Origin of the sequence: Methanobrevibacter sp. (genome assembly GCA_022775905.1) — an archaeon.
Taxonomy (GTDB): Archaea; Methanobacteriota; Methanobacteria; order Methanobacteriales; family Methanobacteriaceae; genus Methanocatella.
On sequence record JALFJX010000036.1, the window covers coordinates 34,427 to 51,668 of the forward strand.

Consider the following 17,242-nt stretch of genomic DNA (forward strand, 5'->3'; position numbering starts at 1 on the left):
TTAATATGAGTAATACAATTGAAAATAATGAAAATATTAAATCTTGCATCATTTTATGTGGAGGACAAAGTAGAAGAATGGGTCAAGACAAAGGTTCTATGATTATTCAAGACAAACCTATGATAAAACACATACTTTCTACTTTAAACAACCATATTGATGAAGCAATAATTGTTTTAAATGACCAAAGTAGGGTTGACAAATATAACAAATTTATCAATCCTGAAGACTATGATTACACCATCACATTTTTAGAAGACAAAATTAAAAATAAAGGACCTATGCCTGGAATTATGACTGGACTTGGAGAGATTAAAAGTGAATATGCTTTAATCTTACCCTGCGATAGTCCATATGTTTCAGAAAATTATATCAAAACTATTTTTTCACAGATAGATCCTGATTATCAAGCTATTGTCCCTTATCATGATGAAGACAACAAATTAAAAACATCAGAACCTCTTCATTCAATATATAAAAAAGACATCATTTACGAAATTGAAGAATTATTAAATGAAGATATATTGCATATCAAGGGATTAATAGAAAAAATAGATACAAAATTTGTTTTAATTGATAATAAAAAAATAGAAAAAAAAGAATTTAGAAATCTTAATCGTCCAGAGGACATTTAAAGATATTCTACTAATTCTTTAACTTTTCCTATTGCAGTATTTACACAATAGAAAATTTCATCCTTAGTTAAAGGTTCTTCGCCACCTTTTTGCATTGAGCAAATGTGACCATCTTTAGTAACACCAACATTCAAACGAGCACTAGCAACTCTTTGTTCATCCAAGGTTGGGTCGATTACCATCTTATCAGCTATTTTTACAAAAGTACATAATGCTAATTCATTGTTAATAGGTAACTCGAAAGTTTCATCTTCACTAAGAACTACTTCATCATCAACAATACTTGCAACAGGCAATTTAGTAGATTTTAAAGCAGCCATAACTGCTAATTCACATGCATCAAAGAGATTTCCACAGTTATCAATAATGTGTAAGTCCACAAATAACATCCAAACGTGTTTTCCTTCTTCAACACATAATTTGTCTAAATCGATTAATTGACTTTCACGAATACCTCTGTCAACTACACGTGCAAGTTCAATAGAATCTTCACTAGGTGGTCCTGGTTCAAAACTAGGATCCGCCATTGGTAACATTTCACAATTAGTCATTAAAACTCCTAAATCCGGAGTATCTGGGAATGGAGTTCCAAGTTGTGGTTTAATACCAACAATAACTTGAGTTCCACCAAGTCTAACACGAGCGGAACCTTCAGCTTTAGAGACAACATTTGTTTCAATAGTAATATCCCTATATTCAGTTAAATCCCTACCATCTTCTCTTTTATCGTTTTTGATAAGGTCAGCAATACTTTGTCTTGTAATTTCTGGTACTATATCCATATTATCCCCTCACTATTCTTCTGTAGAATACTTTTTCATTAAAGCTTCTTTTTGAAGTTCACTTACTTTAAGACAACCTTCCATAGCTAATTCAATAGCAGTTTGGAATTCTTCTTCAGTTAAGTCACCATCACTTTGTAATAAAGTAATTTCCCCAGTTCTTGGCATTATAGCAATTGGGACATCAGCTTGACCTTCTTTATCTTCATATTCAGATAAATCGAGCACTACTTGATCATCAACTTTACCAGCAGCACAACCTACAACAATATCTTTCATAGGGATTCCTGCATCAACAAGAGCAACAGAAGCTGCTGTAATTCCAGCACAACGAGTTCCACCCTCTGCTTCTATTACTTCTATATAAATATCAATCATTGAACGAGGATAATTTTCTAACATTAAAGCTGGTCTCAATGCATCAACTGTAATTTTAGATATTTCAGATGATCTTCTATCAGGTCCTGGTCTTTTTCTATCATCTACTGAGAACGGAGCCATATTGTATCTGCATCTGATTACTCCAGTATTCGGTTTAAGTAATCTTCTAATATAGGATTCTCTAGGACCATAAACAGCTACTAAAATTTTATTTCCACCAAATTCCAAGTAAGCTGAACCATCTGCACGTTCAAGTACACCTGCTTCAATTTTAATAGGACGTAATTCATTATATTTCCTACCGTCCTTTCTAATAAATTCTGACATTATATCAACCTCTCTTTGAAGAATTATTTATTATTTAATATAAAAGAGTTATTTGAGTTATCCCCATAGGACAATCCCTCTTTTTTACTTTTATTTTTTCTTTTTAATTCTTCGATAACCTCAGCAATATTAGGTTTATCTCCTTTTTCTTTCTTTTCTTCTGCTTCGCGTTCTGCACGTTCTTCCTGTTCTAATTCTTCTTTAAAATTTTGAAGTTTAGGTTTTTCTAAAACAAATTCTTGTTCCTCTTCAACTTCTTCAACTTCTTCAGGAGGTAATTCCCCATCAATAGCTAAATATAATTTGTTTTTAATTTTATTAGTCAAACCAGAAGTATGAGCTTCAGCTTCAATTAAATGAATTATATTTTTGGTAAGTTGCTCCATGTCTTTATCTCCTTTTACCCAGACAAGACCGTTTTGACCAACAACAATTTTACAATTGGTTTTATCTTTAATCATGTTGATCATAGAACCTTTTTTACCAATTAATCTAGGAACTTTAGTTGGAGCAATATCTACGATAATTCCTCCTTTGAATTTACCCATTCCCCTTCCTTTTAAACCGAGTTTTGCCTTTTTGATTTCATCAACATCGACAACTCTTAAAAATAGAACATCCCCAATATCATAAACTTTATTGAGTTCTTTTTTTTCACGACCAAACACTTCAAAAGCAGGTAAAATTCCAGAATAAGGGGAGTTAATGTCAACATTCCACATTGAGAATCTAACATCACTAATCTTACCTATTACAACATCTCCTTTTTTAGGAACATATTTACTTTTAAGAGGAATAACTCTAAGTTTTTTATTCCTCAAAGAAACAAGTCCCATTAAAGAAGAACAAACTTTACCATTCTCTTTAAAGGTACCTCTTCCAGAATAGTATTCATCGTCAGCTAATACCTGACCAGGAATAACTAAATCTTTATTTTCCACATATATCATAATAATCCCATAAACATAAATTATTTAATAGTTCTGGTTTCTGCTTCTCCACCTGAAATCTCAGCCATTTTTGCAGAAAACTTATCCTGAAGACCACCAGGCATATCAATAATACCAATCCATGAACCATCTTGCTGCCATTCTTCATTAATAATTTCACCAAAACCATGAATAACAGAATAAGCACTTCCAGCAGATGCTCCAGGTAATCTAACAGCGACTTTAACTCTTTCAAATCTAATTGGAATGAGTGGTTTGATTGCTTTTAGTGCTGTTTGTACTTGCTGGTCAACAGAAGTGAAAGGATCAAATTTAACTCTGGCCTCATCACATGCATTTTCAATTCTTTGAACAGGATGAGGTAAACCATTTTGAGGATTAACTGCTTCTTTAGCTATCTTATTAATAACCAATTTTCTCTTATCTTCTTGCATTTTCCTTTTTTGGTCAGCAGTTAATTGTACGGTCCCTTTTTCAAGTATAATTTTAGAAACTTCGATAGGATCAGTAGTTTCAAATATTTTATTCATAGCTTCATCAGAAGCCTTATCTCCTTTTTTAGAGTCTTTAAAAATTTCTTCAACAGCTAAAAGGTCTTCAATGGCAACATCAGGGCCATCAGGATTTCTAAAATCAGCTGCTAAATCAGGGTCAACTAATATCTCAAAGTGTTCACCACAGTATTCATATTTAGCGATAATAGCTTCATCAACATTTACCATTAAAGTATCCCCTAACTAATATTAATTAAAGAGGAATTATTCTTCCTCTTCATCAGAATCATCAGATTCTTCTACTTCATCTTCTACGTCTTCTTCTTCCTCTTCTTCAACAAGAATTTCATCAATGTATTTTTGTACTTCATCTTGAGAAAGTTTAACGTATTTTTCATCATCGACTTTAATAACAGCTATTTCAACATTATTTGAAGTAGTATCATGATCAGTTGCTTCATTGATAGCAGTTAATGCCAATTCAATAGCACCCTCTAATGTTAAGTCATCTTCGTATTTTTCTTCAAAGATTTCCATAGCTGCAGATCTTCCTGAACCAATAGCAGTAGCTTTATATTCAATTAATGCTCCACTTGGGTCAGTTTCGAATAATTTGCATTTACCATCATATACACCACCAATGATTAAAGCAGAACCGAAAGGTCTTACTCCACCGTTTTGAGTGTATAATTGTAACATATCACATAATTTTTTAGATAAGCTAGTTACACGAATAGGTTCACTATAAGTTATTTTATTTATTTGTGCTTCAACTCTTGCTCTTTCAATTAAAGCTCTTGCATCAGCAACAAGTCCTGATGTAGCTGCACCAATGTGTTCATCAATTTTGAATATTTTTTCAATGGATGATGCTTCAACTAATTTAGAAGTAGTCCTTTTATCAACAGCTAAAACAATACCTTCAGAACTTTTTACACCAATAGATGTAGTTCCTCTTTTAACAGCTTCTCTTGCATATTCTACTTGGAAAAGTCTTCCATCTGGGCTAAATACAGTAATTGCTCTATCATATCCGGCATTTTGTAAAGGTTGCATTTTAATACCTCACATTTTAATAAATATTTTATAAATTTTAAGTTCAACTACATAAAAAAATAAAACCAAATCTCCATGAAAAGGCAAATTTTCATTTTAAATTCCCACTTTGTAGAAAATTAAAATATTTTTATTCTTTTTTCCATAAATCCAATTGATATTTATATTAATAAATTATTTATATAGTTTTCTATTTTAAAATAACAAAAAGTAACTAAATGTATTTTTCAGACCCTTTGATAGTGCCAGATAATCCAATAGTTGTAATGGCAATCCTATTCCCATTATATTTATTAGTAAGAGCAAAAGATGACCTTACCTCATCAACATAATCTCTTTGACATCTTATAATTGATTTATATCTATAATAACCATCACATTTTTCAATTTCAAAGAACCTCATAACCCATAAATTAAAATTAGATGTATTAAGTTCTCCTTGAAAACGAACACATGCATCCCAAATAATTGTAACCAATTCATCTTTTGTAATCTTTGAATTGATTTTAACATCAACTGTAAGATACCTATTATTTTTTCTTAGTGTAGGTGGCAATACTTTAAGCTTCATCTCTAACCCTCCTAACACCTTTTAAAATTAGATCTTCCCTATTTTTATTATATTCTAGGATATTAGATGAAGTTTCAAAAGACTTATTAATTTCTGCATCTGTCAAACCAGTCTGCTTGAAAAAAGCAACAAAATCATGAGTGGTTCTGATATCAAATACCGATTCCGCTCTTGAAGACAACACCAAAGGAAAATCAAATTTCCTATATAAAGTATAGATATCTTTAAAATTAGAAATAACTTTTGATCTATGTGACAAATAACTTTTCAAAACATCCTTAAAACATAATTCAATAGCTACATTGTTTTTTACAGCTTCTTTTGCAAGTACATGATTTAAACCACTATCATATCTCCTAAGATAGGGTCTTGATAAAACATCCACTTTTATATTTTCCAATGTTGACCTGTTGACTTTTAAATCACCACCAACAACAGAAATGCAGGAAGCTTTCTTCCTGAATTTGTTAACAGACTTCTGAATATCATTAATGTTTGATGATTTTATTTCCAATGTATAATTAAATTCGATAATTCCATCCAATGAATTTTCCAAATCATTCTTAAAATCAACAGCATTTAAAAAGTCATTTGTATTATATGAAAAATTAATATGATTCCAACCATAAAAAGAAGCTTCATTAGCCAATTTAATATTGTTTTCCAGGCTGCTTCCCTTAATATTTAAATCAAAAAACATATTATAATTTATATTTTTATCAATTAAATAATTTATTAAAAAAAAGAAAAAAGTGAAATTAAATCACTTTTTATTGATATCTTAAGAATTCAACTTCCCAACTTACAGTTTCATAATAATCAATAGTAAATGTCTCGGAGGTATCGGAAGTATAAGTGAATGAATCAGATCTAGTTTCAACAGCACTTTTTGAACCCCAATCCACACCACCAGACTCACCATTAGAACCGGAAACTGTTAAATGATTGGTTGCATAATTCTTAATAGGATATGCAGAAAGTTTTACTTTAATTTTACCCTCAGGAACAGTAATTGTTTTAGATCCAGACCCAGACCCCGAATAACTACCTATGGACTCCCATGACTTAGATTCAGTTGTTTGGGAAGATACCTCTTGAGTTTTAGCATCATCATCGCTACTTGAAACCTGACTACTTGCAGACCCAATTTCCTGAGATTCATTGCTTTGCTGCGGAACATCATTACTTTGACTATTAGAATTATTATTTAATGCAAAAAATCCAATAGCACAAACTAATAGCACAATAATAACAATTAAAGCAATTATTATACCTTTAGAGTTACCTCCAGATTTAGGAGGTACTTCTTCAAGTGAACTACCGCAACTTGTACAAAATTTAGCACCTTTTCTATTTTCAAACCCACATTCTTTACATTTCATATAAATCATACACTAAAGATAATTTAATATAATATTTTAATATTATACACTAATAAATTGATTGGAATATGTATAATAATTTAATTAGTGTGTAATATGTTATAAAACATTTTATAGTACGAATCACATAATATTCAACATGGGAAATGAAAATGATGAACTTTTGAAATTAACTTCATACGTTCAAATTTCTAAGTATAGAGAAAAAACATTAAAATCCATTGGTAATGACGTTAAAATACCAACCAACATTGCGAAAGATAGTGGAATTAGGACTAATCATATTTCAAAGGTTCTGAGTGAATTAAAAAGTAAAGAAATCGTCGAATGTATAAACGAGGAAGCCCGTAAGGGAAGATTATACAGATTGACCGATACTGGAAAAGATGTTTTAGAAAGTATTAAAGTGAAAGAGGATAAGGAAAATAAAGATTAATTAAAATCAATCCCCTCTTTAATATTTTTTAACTCTTCAATAACTTCAGGATTTGAAGATTCTTTTAAAACATCATGCAAAATTTTTATTAACAAACTATTTTTAATATTCAACGGGAAACAATCAACCGTTTCATTTACAATTGAATCATAATTTGGATTTTTCAAATCCAACTTATATTGTAATTTTATTTCCTGTCTTAAATCATCATCAATGTACTTTTCGAGATATACTATTAATTCGTTTGCAAATGAATTACCAAATTTTTCCATAGTTCTTATTGAATCGTCATCAAAAGGAGTATTTTCAATTAATAGCTTAAAAGATCCATAATTCTGATACCCATATGGGATAAATCTACCTTCAACAGTATGTGCACAGTATTCATTCATGATTTTGAATTCGGGAAGTGTTAAAAAATACCAGATGAAGCTTTGTAATGTTGAAGATGTTTTAACATTAAGTATACAGCACAGCAATTCTTCAATAATTGAAAACAAAAGATAATGAGCTAATTCATGAATTATTGTTGCAATCTGAACAGATTCATCCAACCTATCATCATAGAAAATATAATTACCTAAAAATATGAATCCTCTTTCATAGCCTCTTGCTTTAGTTTTACAAGGAGCAAATATGCTTGCCAGATTTAAAATTTTATCTTTAATAGTACTACCATGAATTTCAGTGAAATCCGCTCTTAAAAATATATCTCTTAATAATTCATTATACTCTTCATCAGTTATTTGAGCATTTAATAGTAAATTTTCATTATATTCAGTGAATAACACGTCAAAATCATCAATTTCAATTGGATTTATCTGCCTGTTGCAATTAACGCAATAAACTGTATAATTTTCATTAACTGAACCACAATAAGGACAAACATGTTCCAAAATAAATTTATTACCACAATGAGTGCAGTAATTATTTTCTTTAAAATTCAAGGTTCCACAAACATCACAATTTTTCAAAATAATCACTACCTAAATCTATTTTTAAGGCTTTTTACTGTGTTTCTAAGAGAATTTTTCATTAAAAACATCTTTTTGATATTTTTACCACAATTTGGACAAAATTCAGTATCCCAATCATTTACCTCACCACAAGAGCAAATAATTTTTGAAATGATTAATCTCTTTGGGTTCAATGGTCTTTGGCAATCTTGGCAAAATTTAGCGGAAATGGGATTTTTATGCCCGCAAACACAAACAATTTGTGAATTTTCCTTTTTTATGTTTGCTCCACATTCAATACAAAAAGAATCATTAATATCATTTAAAGTAGAACAGACACACAATACTGCCATATCGGGTAGATTACCATAATTTTTCAAAGGTAAACCACAATTTCTGCAAAATTGAGCATTGCTTTCATTTTCTTCACCACAAAAACAAAAAATAGAATCATTAAATTCCAAATTAAAATTACTGTAATTGCTATTTTCATATACAATATTTTTGTTCAACTGCTTTCCACACATTTCACAGAATATATTTTCCTTGGAATTGATTGCACCGCAGTCGCATAGAACATTCTCCAAATTGAATTTTGGTTTGGATTTGTTCTTTAAAATTTTAGCTAATTTGCCTTGTGCTCTTTTTGTTCCACACATATAACAAAATTCGTTGCTTACATCATTTATGTATCCGCAGTGGCAAATTTCATATTTAAAATCATCACGTTTGCTTAAAATATATGGTGAAAAATCAATGGAAAAATTAAAAAACCCAATATTATGTATTGGGGGTGTAAAAACATGAGATTCTTCTTTTTCTGTGTTAAATGTTTTACATCCGCATTCCGGACAATACGGATCATTTGGAAGAATCCTATGACCGCATTTTTTACAGTAATTTTCTAAAGTCATGTTATATCTTAGTTTTTAGACAATGATTGAATTTCCTTAACTACTTTAGATAATACTTCTTCGCCTAATCCTTCAATGTATTTGATGGATCCAGCGCATTCGTGACCTCCACCATCAATACCTGCTTGAGGCACTAACTCTATCATTTTGGATACAATTTCATTTACATTGAAACCATACTGTTCGTTGACTGCATCAGTAGCTCTGAATACTCCGAAATCAGGACCGTGGCCTAAAGTCACAATAGGTTTGTCTTCACCTAACTCCTGTTTTACACTATCATGGACAAAACCACATGTTTTACCTGGAGCAGGGAATGTAAATTTATGTGCATATTTTTCAACATCAATAAGGTTAAAGTAGATTCCATTTTCAAGTTGGGTTCTTTTGATATTTGGAAGTGCTGCTTTAAGTTGAGTATCAACTCTTTTTTGATATTCTTTATACAATGCATTAATCATTTTTTCATGCTTATCAATATTGTCAACAGCCAAAATAGTGTCCATTATTCCTCTACCGTTCATGAATCTTAAGAAGTATGCTTCAAAGTCGACACATTCAGCGATTTTAGCCAAATGTTCCTTTTCAAATCCTTTTTGACTTGCAAGTTCCAAGTACTGGACAACTTCACCACATTCTGCCTTATCTCCTAATGCTGCAATAGCAGGTAAATGTTTAATTGTTTCAGTTACATTCGGATTAATTAAATGTGCAACTTCTGTTGCAAGGGCACCTGCAGTTAATTGTGAATCTCCACCAACTAGATATGGATTTACATGACAGTCAACATATTCATCAACTGCAACAGTAGCTCCATAAATTTCACCATCTCTTTCATCTTTAGTGAGCAATTCACCTGGAGAGTGGTGGTCTATTACAACAACTTCAATATCATAAATTTTAGCTTGCATCAATGCAACAATATCCTCTTCTGTTGATCCGTTATCTAAAAGAACAATTAAAGGCAATTTCTGACCATGTCTTTCTTGGTCTTCCAATGCAAAGGACAAATCTTTAACTACATCTTCAAGCTCATAGAAAGGAGCCTTACTTGGAGACCTTTTGAAATAGTAATATTGAGCATCATTGCTTGGATTTAATTTTTCGATTAATGGAATAATAGCTTTTTCCATTGCAACACCAGAACATATACCATCTGCATCATTATGATGTCTGAGTAAAATTGTTCTACCATCAAGAATAGCTCTTCTAATTTTTTGTGCTGCTTCTCTCATCTTCGGTTTAAGTCTGTTTAAAATATCACTTTCGACTAAGAAATCAACATGTTGTGGTTCGGCTTTCTTGTTTAATGCATCATCAATTAATTTATGTAACTTGGCAGTGTTTTCTTCATTAAGTTTTACCATTGAAGATGACTCAATTTGTTTTTTACCACCATGTTCGTTGACTTCACCTACAACCTGTACTGCATCACCAAGTTCAATTTCAGGATATGATCTTTCACCAGCCTTATCAAAAGCAGCAATTTCAATAGTTGCAGTCTCATCACTGACTATGAAAATTGTAGGACCAGAAGTTTGTTGAATTTGTTGAACTTCACCATCAATTCTAACCATTCTACCTTTTCTAACTTCAAGATCACCAATCAAAGTTCTAGGGAATGTTTTAGTTAATTTTTTAAGGTTATAAGATTCCACATGAGCAGGAGCCAAATCTATTTTTCTTTCTCTTGATTTGATTGCTGTGACATATACAATTACATCATCACCAACATTATATCCAAAGTTGTCTCCTCTCATTAATCCCCAAACATTATTATTTAAAGTTACAAAGGCACCATATTTTTCGACTCTGGTAATCCTTCCTTTATATAACTTGTCTTTATCCATATCCCTCATTTGGCATAATGAATCTAAGACATAAACATCACGGGTTGCACTTCTGCGAGCTTCAAATTTATCATGCTTAGCTTTTTCCAATTTTCTTTTTTCTTCACAGCTAGCACATAAATCATGCTGATCGCTAATTGACTTACCACAGTCTCTGCACACATTAATTTGACCTGTTCCATGACAATGAGGACATTCTTCGAAAACTTCCACTTGACCTTTTCCATTACATACTTCACATGGGACGTCTTCATCGCCACCTAAGTCAAATTTTGCTTTTGCATTGCTGTTTACTCCTTTAAAGTGTTTACCCACATTAAAAGCATCATCTTCATAACCTGTTCCACCACAGGCATCACATTCTTTATAGTCCACTACTACTGAACCTCTTCCTTTACATTTTGGACATTTTGTCTTCATTATAAAAACCCCTTGTTATATAACAAAATTTTGTTGTTTGAATAAGTCTGAATTATTATTAACTATTGCATTACTTTCATTTTGATATTGTGTAGCTTCATACATCAAATCATTAGCTTGTGAAGCATAATTTGTACCAGTATAATTTGAATAAACTTTAAAGCAATCAATAGCTTCTTTTAAATTATTAACAGCATCTATTTTTAATTCCAATTCTCGAATAACAATATCAATATAATCTTCCTGAATATCATTTATATCTGAAGAGAATTTATTTTGAATATTTTTTAGTTTATTTAAACTATTATTATAGTTATCTCCTGCAGAATTAGCCTTATCCATTGCATCATTAAAGCTTTTACCATTAACTAACAGTACAGCTTCATTATAATCATTATCTCCATTGACAATAGCATCACTGATATCTGGCATGGATTTATTGATACTATCCATTGAACTATCAATATAAAAAATAGCTGCAGAAATGAATAGTAAAACTGAAATAAAAATTATTAATTTACTATAACTAGACACGATATTAAATATATGAAAAGATATTATTAAAATTTTTCATAAAAAGCATAGTTTTTAAAAAAAATAAACTATTATAAAAAAATAAAAAAAGAAAGTTTAAAAATTATTTTTAAACTTATTCACTGGACCAAAGTCCGTGTAAATTACAGAATGCGTATGCTACTGCATCAGCAGCTTTGTCTGCACCAACAGTGAAAGTTGCTTCTGCAGCTTCACCAGGTTTAAAGCATTTTGCATATAATTCTGAACCTGCTTCAACAGCGACAAATTGGATGTAATGATCATCATCCATAGGATGAGCAGCTTCTCCAACTTTTACAGTTAAGTTGTCACCATCAATTTCTACTACAGGTTTGTGTTTAGGAGATTTTTCTCCTTCAGTTTGTACAGGGATTTTGAGAATATCTGGGCTGCAAACTTCTCCTTCACCTTTAACAAACATTCCTAAGATACTTCCGCATTTGTCACATTTTACAAAATTTGCCATATATAAACATCTCCAATAAATAGATTATTTAATATATTTTATATTATAATATAAATAACTATGCTTATTGCGGATTGTTTTCATAATAATTTGCAATAGCAGCTTGAAGACCATCAGCAGCAAGGTTTGAACAGTGCATTTTAACTGGTGGAAGACCATCTAATTCTTCTGCAACATCATTTCTTGAGATTTTTAATGCTTCTTCTAAAGTTTTTCCAACTGCAATTTCAGTAATCATACTACTGGTTGCAATTGCTGCACCACATCCGAAGGTTTGGAATGAAATGTCTTGAATAACATTATCTTCAACTTTGATATAAATTGTCATTAAATCTCCACAGGTTGGGTTTCCAACTGTTCCAACTCCGTTTGCATCTTCCATTTTCCTACAGTTTCTTGGATTTGCAAAATGATCCATTACTTTTTCTGAATAATCCATACTTAACACCTTTTACAACTATCTTTATTTCCTTTTTTACACATTACACCATCGTAATCAATTTCTTGATTCCAAAGTGGGGACATTTCTCTTAATCTTGCAACTGCTTCTGCAACAGTATTAACAAATTCATCAACATCAAAATTATCACTTTCAGGAGCGAGTGATATTCTAAGGGATCCATGAACATCTACAGGATCTAATCCTAATGCGGTTAAAACTGGGGATGCTTCTAATGTATTAGAAGAACATGCTGATCCAGTTGAAGCTTGATAACCTTTTGCATCAAGTAATAAAATTAAAGATTCACCTTCGATAGCTTTGAATCTGAAATTAAGTAAGTTAGGTAATCTTTTTTCTGCATCACCATTTAAGTAAGCTTCAGGAATTGTATTTAATATTTTTTCAGAAATTTCATTTCTGATTGAGATTAATTTTTCATAGTGTTCATCAAGTTGTGTTGCTGCAAGTTCGCATGCTTTTCCGAATCCGACGATTCCAGGAACATTTTCAGTACCTGAACGGATTCCTTTTTCTTGACCTCCACCATGGATTAAAGGTTCTACACGAGTACCTTTTCTAATATATAATGCTCCAACACCTTTTGGACCATTAATTTTGTGGGAAGATAAAGCAAGTAAATCAACATTTAATTTCTCAACATCCACTTCAATCTTACCAAAAGTTTGAACCGCATCAGTGTGGAATTTAATTCCTTTTTCACGTGCGATTTTACCAATTTCTTCAATTGGTTGGATAGTTCCAAGTTCATTGTTACCGTGCATAATACTAATTAAAATTGTTTCATCAGTAATTGCTTCTTTCAAATCTTCAATTTTGATAATACCATTTTCATAAACTGGTAAGTAAGTTACTTTAAAATCTAAAGATTCTAAGAATTGAGTAGTTCTTTTAACAGCAGGGTGTTCGATTTCAGTTGTGATTATATGTTTACCTTTTTTTGCTAATTTGAAAGCAATACCTTTAATTGCTAAATTATCTGACTCTGATCCACCACTGGTGAAATAAATTTCTTCAGGTTTTGCATTAATTGCATCAGCAACTCTTTGACGAGCTAAATCTAATGCTTTTTTGGATTCACGACCAATTTTGTAAAGAGTAGATGGATTTCCATACACATCAACAAAATATGGTTTCATTTCTTCAAAAACTTCTTGGCTAACTTGTGTAGTAGCTGAGTTATCTAAATACATACATTATCTCCCAATTGTATCAATATTAAAAAATTTTATGTTAAAATATAATATACATCAAGTTATATAAACTTGATGTGAGTTAATAGTAACCAAACTTATATTTTATCTAAAGCTTGAGTTAAATCTGCGATTAAATCATCAGCATCTTCTAATCCAATAGAGAGTCTGATGAAATCAGGTGTTACTCCAGTAGCTGCTTGTTCTTCTGGAGTTAATTGTTGGTGAGTAGTACTTGCAGGGTGAATTGCGAGACTTTTTGCATCACCAATGTTTGCAAGGATTGAGAATAATTCTAAGTTCTCAATAACTTTTTTACCTGCTTCTTCTCCACCTTCAACACCAAATCCCAAGATACCTGCAAAGTGATCTTTTAAGTATTTTTTGTTAGTTTCATAGGTAGGGTGTGATTCTAATCCCGGATAGTTTACCCAATTAACTTTAGGATGTGATTCTAAGAATTTAGCTACTTTAAGAGCATTTTCAGAATGTCTTTTTACACGTACATCTAAGCTTTCAAGTCCTTGTAAGAATATGAAACTGTGTACAGGTGCTTGGGTTGCTCCTAAATCTCTTAATAATCTTGCTCTGATTCTTACAGTGAAAGCGAGGTTTCCAAGTTCTGGAACATCTCCGAATGCATCCCAAAATACTAATCCATGGTAACTTGGATCTGGTTTTGTGAAGTTATCAAATTTACCATTACCCCAGTTGAATTTACCTGAGTCTACAATGTATCCTCCAACAGCAGTTCCGTGACCACCGACATATTTGGTTGCAGATGCTGCAATTACATCAGCTCCGTGTAATAATGGTCTTACTAAACCTACACCAACAGTGTTGTCCACGATTAATGGAATGTCATGAGAGTGTGCGATTTCTGCTAATGCTTCAAAGTCAGGTACATCTAATTTTGGGTTACCTATGGATTCAACATAGATTGCTTTGGTTTTTTCATCAATAGCATCTTCGAAAGCTTGTAAATCTTGAGAGTTTACGAATTTAACTTCACGTGCTAAATCTTTGAATGTGTAATTGAATAATTGGTAAGTTCCACCGTAAAGGTTATCCGCAGAAACAATGTTGTCTCCAGGGCTGGTTACATTTAAAATTGCATATGAAATTGCTGCAAGACCACTTGCAGTTGAAATACCTGAATTACCGCCTTCGATAGCTGCAATTCTTGCTTCAAATACATCACTGGTAGGATTGGTAAGTCTGGAATAAATTTGACCAAACTCTTGAAGGGCGAATCTCCTAGCAGCTTCACCTGCATCTTTAAATACGTATGAAGTAGTCTGATAAATAGGAACTGCTTGAGCTCCAGTAGCAGGATCTGGTTGTTGACCTGCACGTACACCTAATGTTGCTAAACCATAATCTTTATTAGTCATTAATAATCACCTTAATTAATTTAATTTTAATAATTTTGTAAATATTTCGCACGTTATATTCACTATATAACAATAGTTATTTTTTATATATAAAGTTTTTGGCATACCTAAATTTTAAGATACCAAAAAAATAACTATAACTCATGTTATAATATAACATATGTTATTCATTAATATATAAAGTTTTTGGCATACCTAAATTTTAAAATGTCAAAAAATAATCATGAAACATATCTTTATATATAACACAGTTATTCACCAATATATAAAGTTTTTGTTAACCTAAATTTTTAAATTTAGAAATAATATAACTATTGTTATATAATATAAATTAAGATATTATTAGTATATAAAGATTACTCTCTAAAAATTAAAAAATACAACAACAATACCATAGGTTATATTGAATAAAAATAAACTTTTAAAGAAAGAATTGAAAAATAATCAAATATAATACATAAATTTTATACTAAAAATAATCAAATCAATATATTAAACCTAAAATTGAAAAAAATATAAAAAAGTAAGAGAAATTAATTCTCTTAATCGTTAATATCATAACCTAATGCTTGAAGGTCATCTCTAATTTTATCTGATAAATCATATTGTTTATTAGCTCTTAATTCAGACCTAACTTCTGAAATTAAATTAAGCAAGTCATCAGATCCTGCATTAACTTCTTCAACCTCAAAGCTAACACCAAAAATATGAGATGCATCATCTAAAAATGCTTTAATAGCTTTCTTATCTCCATCAGAATAATCAGATAAATCATTTTTAGTATCATTAATTAAACCAAATATAGCTGCAATAGCTTTTGGAGTATTGAAGTCATCATCCATACTATTAAAGAATTCTTCTTTGTGGGAAGTTAAAGCATCACATTCATATTTGCCTTCATCAACTTCAACATCTAAAAGTTCATAATATTTTCTAATTCTATCCAAACTTCTTTCAGATTGATGAAGTGAATCCTTAGAAAAGTCAATTGGACTTCTGTAATGAGTTGAAAGTACAAAGAATCTGAAGGTATCTGGTTCATAATCTTTGAGTAATTCACGAATAGTAATGAAGTTGTTTAATGATTTTGACATTTTTTCTCCATTTACATTCAAGAATCCAGTGTGTAACCAGAATTTTACCATTGGAGCTTTACCTGAAACCGCTTCCATTTGAGTAATCTCAGCTTCGTGGTGTGGGAAAATTAAATCTAAACCTCCACCGTGAGCATCATACTGTGGTCCAAAGTAGTATTCAGTAATTGCAGTATCTTCAATATGCCATCCCGGTCTTCCTTCTCCCCATGGAGATGGCCAGGTCGGTTCATCAACTACGCCAATACGTTTTTTCCAAAGTGCAAAATCTTGTGGATTCTTTTTAGTGGTTTCTGCAATATCCCTGTGTGATTCTAATTCTTCGACATTTCTGTTGGAAAGCTTTCCAAATTCATGGAATTTATCAATTTCAAAGTAAACCCCATCTTCAGTTTCATAAGCAAATCCTTTATCAATTAATCTTTGAATTTGATCCAATATTTCATCAACATGATCAGTTGCTCTTGCAAATAAGTTAACGCCTTTGACATTTAACTTATGCATGTCTTCAATGTATCTTTTTTCAAACTTACGAGCTAACTCGCTTGCAGGAATTCCACTTTCTTTTGATCTGTTAATGATTTTATCATCAATATCAGTAATGTTTTGAATATAAAATACAGCATAACCACTGTACTCTAAATATCTTTTTATTGTATCAAAAGAGATGTATGTCCTTCCATGTCCAATATGTGCATCATCATAAACAGTTGGACCACATACAAATAAGTTAACTCTATTTTTATTAATAGTTACAAAATTCTCTTTACTACGGGTTAATGTTGAATAGACGTCCATAAAAAATAACCTCAAAAAATAGTATTTAAAAAAGGCAAGTGAGGGATTTGAACCCCCGTATTATGGTCTGCAGCCACACACCTAAGCCACTCGGTAAACTTGCCATTAAAATTAATAGGATAATAAAG

19 protein-coding genes and 1 tRNA gene are annotated in these 17,242 nt (G+C 31.2%); 2 read left to right on the forward strand and 18 right to left on the reverse strand.

The window, feature by feature from the left end:
- The first annotated feature begins 5 nt into the window (after positions 1 to 5).
- The gene (locus MR875_09495; protein MCI6995071.1) at positions 6 to 635 is read left to right on the forward strand and encodes a molybdenum cofactor guanylyltransferase; all 630 of its coding nucleotides are present in this window, start codon (positions 6 to 8) and stop codon (positions 633 to 635) included.
- Here MR875_09495 and rrp42 read toward each other — a convergent pair.
- The 8 genes from rrp42 to MR875_09535 form a co-directional block, all read right to left on the reverse strand.
- The gene (gene rrp42, locus MR875_09500) at positions 632 to 1,417 is read right to left on the reverse strand and encodes an exosome complex protein Rrp42 (protein MCI6995072.1); all 786 of its coding nucleotides are present in this window, start codon (positions 1,415 to 1,417) and stop codon (positions 632 to 634) included. The two genes, MR875_09495 and rrp42, sit on opposite strands and share 4 nt — an antisense overlap.
- Positions 1,418 to 1,429: 12 nt before the next feature.
- Positions 1,430 to 2,128 carry an exosome complex exonuclease Rrp41 gene (rrp41, locus tag MR875_09505; protein ID MCI6995073.1) on the reverse strand — a complete coding sequence of 233 codons (699 nt, stop codon included), beginning with the start codon at positions 2,126 to 2,128 and terminating at the stop codon, positions 1,430 to 1,432.
- 20 nt (positions 2,129 to 2,148) lie between these two features.
- Positions 2,149 to 3,075: an exosome complex RNA-binding protein Rrp4 gene (gene rrp4, locus MR875_09510; GenBank protein ID MCI6995074.1), complete on the reverse strand. Its 927-nt coding sequence runs from the start codon at positions 3,073 to 3,075 to the stop codon at positions 2,149 to 2,151.
- 20 nt (positions 3,076 to 3,095) lie between these two features.
- The gene (locus MR875_09515) at positions 3,096 to 3,797 is read right to left on the reverse strand and encodes a ribosome assembly factor SBDS (protein ID MCI6995075.1); all 702 of its coding nucleotides are present in this window, start codon (positions 3,795 to 3,797) and stop codon (positions 3,096 to 3,098) included.
- Between the two features lie 36 nt (positions 3,798 to 3,833).
- Positions 3,834 to 4,625 (reverse strand): archaeal proteasome endopeptidase complex subunit alpha, encoded by a 792-nt coding sequence (gene psmA, locus MR875_09520; GenBank protein ID MCI6995076.1) that lies wholly within the window; start codon positions 4,623 to 4,625, stop codon positions 3,834 to 3,836.
- 214 nt (positions 4,626 to 4,839) lie between these two features.
- Complete coding sequence (locus MR875_09525; protein ID MCI6995077.1) at positions 4,840 to 5,196, reverse strand: ribonuclease P; 357 nt, start codon at positions 5,194 to 5,196, stop codon at positions 4,840 to 4,842.
- Positions 5,186 to 5,896 carry a ribonuclease P gene (locus MR875_09530; protein ID MCI6995078.1) on the reverse strand — a complete coding sequence of 237 codons (711 nt, stop codon included), beginning with the start codon at positions 5,894 to 5,896 and terminating at the stop codon, positions 5,186 to 5,188. The genes MR875_09525 and MR875_09530 overlap by 11 nt, the downstream gene beginning before the upstream one ends.
- A 70-nt stretch (positions 5,897 to 5,966) precedes the next feature.
- Positions 5,967 to 6,578: a zinc ribbon domain-containing protein gene (locus MR875_09535; GenBank protein ID MCI6995079.1), complete on the reverse strand. Its 612-nt coding sequence runs from the start codon at positions 6,576 to 6,578 to the stop codon at positions 5,967 to 5,969.
- Positions 6,579 to 6,717: 139 nt separating this feature from the next.
- Here MR875_09535 and MR875_09540 point away from each other — a divergent pair, with 139 nt between their 5' ends.
- Positions 6,718 to 7,014: a transcriptional regulator gene (locus MR875_09540; GenBank protein MCI6995080.1), complete on the forward strand. Its 297-nt coding sequence runs from the start codon at positions 6,718 to 6,720 to the stop codon at positions 7,012 to 7,014.
- Here MR875_09540 and MR875_09545 read toward each other — a convergent pair.
- The 10 genes from MR875_09545 to MR875_09590 form a co-directional block, all read right to left on the reverse strand.
- Positions 7,011 to 7,988, reverse strand: coding sequence for a zinc ribbon domain-containing protein (locus MR875_09545; GenBank protein ID MCI6995081.1), 978 nt, complete (start codon positions 7,986 to 7,988; stop codon positions 7,011 to 7,013). The genes MR875_09540 and MR875_09545 overlap by 4 nt on opposite strands.
- Before the next feature lie 8 nt (positions 7,989 to 7,996).
- Positions 7,997 to 8,884 (reverse strand): zinc ribbon domain-containing protein, encoded by an 888-nt coding sequence (locus tag MR875_09550; protein ID MCI6995082.1) that lies wholly within the window; start codon positions 8,882 to 8,884, stop codon positions 7,997 to 7,999.
- A gap of 8 nt (positions 8,885 to 8,892) precedes the next feature.
- On the reverse strand, positions 8,893 to 11,154 hold the full coding sequence (locus MR875_09555) for a DHH family phosphoesterase (GenBank protein ID MCI6995083.1): 2,262 nt from the start codon (positions 11,152 to 11,154) through the stop codon (positions 8,893 to 8,895).
- Positions 11,155 to 11,169: 15 nt separating this feature from the next.
- On the reverse strand, positions 11,170 to 11,688 hold the full coding sequence (locus tag MR875_09560; protein MCI6995084.1) for a hypothetical protein: 519 nt from the start codon (positions 11,686 to 11,688) through the stop codon (positions 11,170 to 11,172).
- A gap of 115 nt (positions 11,689 to 11,803) precedes the next feature.
- On the reverse strand, positions 11,804 to 12,175 hold the full coding sequence (locus MR875_09565) for a desulfoferrodoxin (protein ID MCI6995085.1): 372 nt from the start codon (positions 12,173 to 12,175) through the stop codon (positions 11,804 to 11,806).
- Positions 12,176 to 12,239: 64 nt separating this feature from the next.
- Positions 12,240 to 12,614 (reverse strand): Fe-S cluster assembly scaffold protein NifU, encoded by a 375-nt coding sequence (gene nifU / locus MR875_09570; GenBank protein MCI6995086.1) that lies wholly within the window; start codon positions 12,612 to 12,614, stop codon positions 12,240 to 12,242.
- A gap of 2 nt (positions 12,615 to 12,616) precedes the next feature.
- Positions 12,617 to 13,828, reverse strand: a complete 1,212-nt coding sequence (nifS, locus tag MR875_09575; GenBank protein ID MCI6995087.1) for a cysteine desulfurase NifS — start codon at positions 13,826 to 13,828, stop codon at positions 12,617 to 12,619.
- Positions 13,829 to 13,926: 98 nt separating this feature from the next.
- Positions 13,927 to 15,222, reverse strand: coding sequence for an O-acetylhomoserine aminocarboxypropyltransferase/cysteine synthase (locus MR875_09580; GenBank protein ID MCI6995088.1), 1,296 nt, complete (start codon positions 15,220 to 15,222; stop codon positions 13,927 to 13,929).
- Positions 15,223 to 15,764: 542 nt separating this feature from the next.
- The gene (cysS, locus tag MR875_09585) at positions 15,765 to 17,114 is read right to left on the reverse strand and encodes a cysteine--tRNA ligase (protein MCI6995089.1); all 1,350 of its coding nucleotides are present in this window, start codon (positions 17,112 to 17,114) and stop codon (positions 15,765 to 15,767) included.
- Positions 17,115 to 17,146: 32 nt separating this feature from the next.
- Positions 17,147 to 17,218: transfer RNA gene (locus MR875_09590), tRNA-Cys, on the reverse strand.
- Positions 17,219 to 17,242 lie beyond the last annotated feature (24 nt).

Bases quoted from the DNA above. Each gene is read 5' to 3' on its own strand.
- psmA (MCI6995076.1), bottom strand. From the start codon at position 4,625: ATGCAACCTTTACAAAATGCCGGATATGATAGAGCAATTACTGTATTT.
- rrp4 (MCI6995074.1), bottom strand. From the start codon at position 3,075: ATGATATATGTGGAAAATAAAGATTTAGTTATTCCTGGTCAGGTATTA.
- MR875_09495 (MCI6995071.1), top strand. From the start codon at position 6: ATGAGTAATACAATTGAAAATAATGAAAATATTAAATCTTGCATCATT.
- rrp42 (MCI6995072.1), bottom strand. From the start codon at position 1,417: ATGGATATAGTACCAGAAATTACAAGACAAAGTATTGCTGACCTTATC.
- MR875_09530 (MCI6995078.1), bottom strand. From the start codon at position 5,896: ATGTTTTTTGATTTAAATATTAAGGGAAGCAGCCTGGAAAACAATATT.
- MR875_09565 (MCI6995085.1), bottom strand. From the start codon at position 12,175: ATGGCAAATTTTGTAAAATGTGACAAATGCGGAAGTATCTTAGGAATG.
- MR875_09525 (MCI6995077.1), bottom strand. From the start codon at position 5,196: ATGAAGCTTAAAGTATTGCCACCTACACTAAGAAAAAATAATAGGTAT.
- cysS (MCI6995089.1), bottom strand. From the start codon at position 17,114: ATGGACGTCTATTCAACATTAACCCGTAGTAAAGAGAATTTTGTAACT.
- nifS (MCI6995087.1), bottom strand. From the start codon at position 13,828: ATGTATTTAGATAACTCAGCTACTACACAAGTTAGCCAAGAAGTTTTT.
- MR875_09550 (MCI6995082.1), bottom strand. From the start codon at position 8,884: ATGACTTTAGAAAATTACTGTAAAAAATGCGGTCATAGGATTCTTCCA.
- MR875_09580 (MCI6995088.1), bottom strand. From the start codon at position 15,222: ATGACTAATAAAGATTATGGTTTAGCAACATTAGGTGTACGTGCAGGT.
- MR875_09515 (MCI6995075.1), bottom strand. From the start codon at position 3,797: ATGGTAAATGTTGATGAAGCTATTATCGCTAAATATGAATACTGTGGT.
- MR875_09535 (MCI6995079.1), bottom strand. From the start codon at position 6,578: ATGAAATGTAAAGAATGTGGGTTTGAAAATAGAAAAGGTGCTAAATTT.
- MR875_09555 (MCI6995083.1), bottom strand. From the start codon at position 11,154: ATGAAGACAAAATGTCCAAAATGTAAAGGAAGAGGTTCAGTAGTAGTG.
- MR875_09540 (MCI6995080.1), top strand. From the start codon at position 6,718: ATGGGAAATGAAAATGATGAACTTTTGAAATTAACTTCATACGTTCAA.
- nifU (MCI6995086.1), bottom strand. From the start codon at position 12,614: ATGGATTATTCAGAAAAAGTAATGGATCATTTTGCAAATCCAAGAAAC.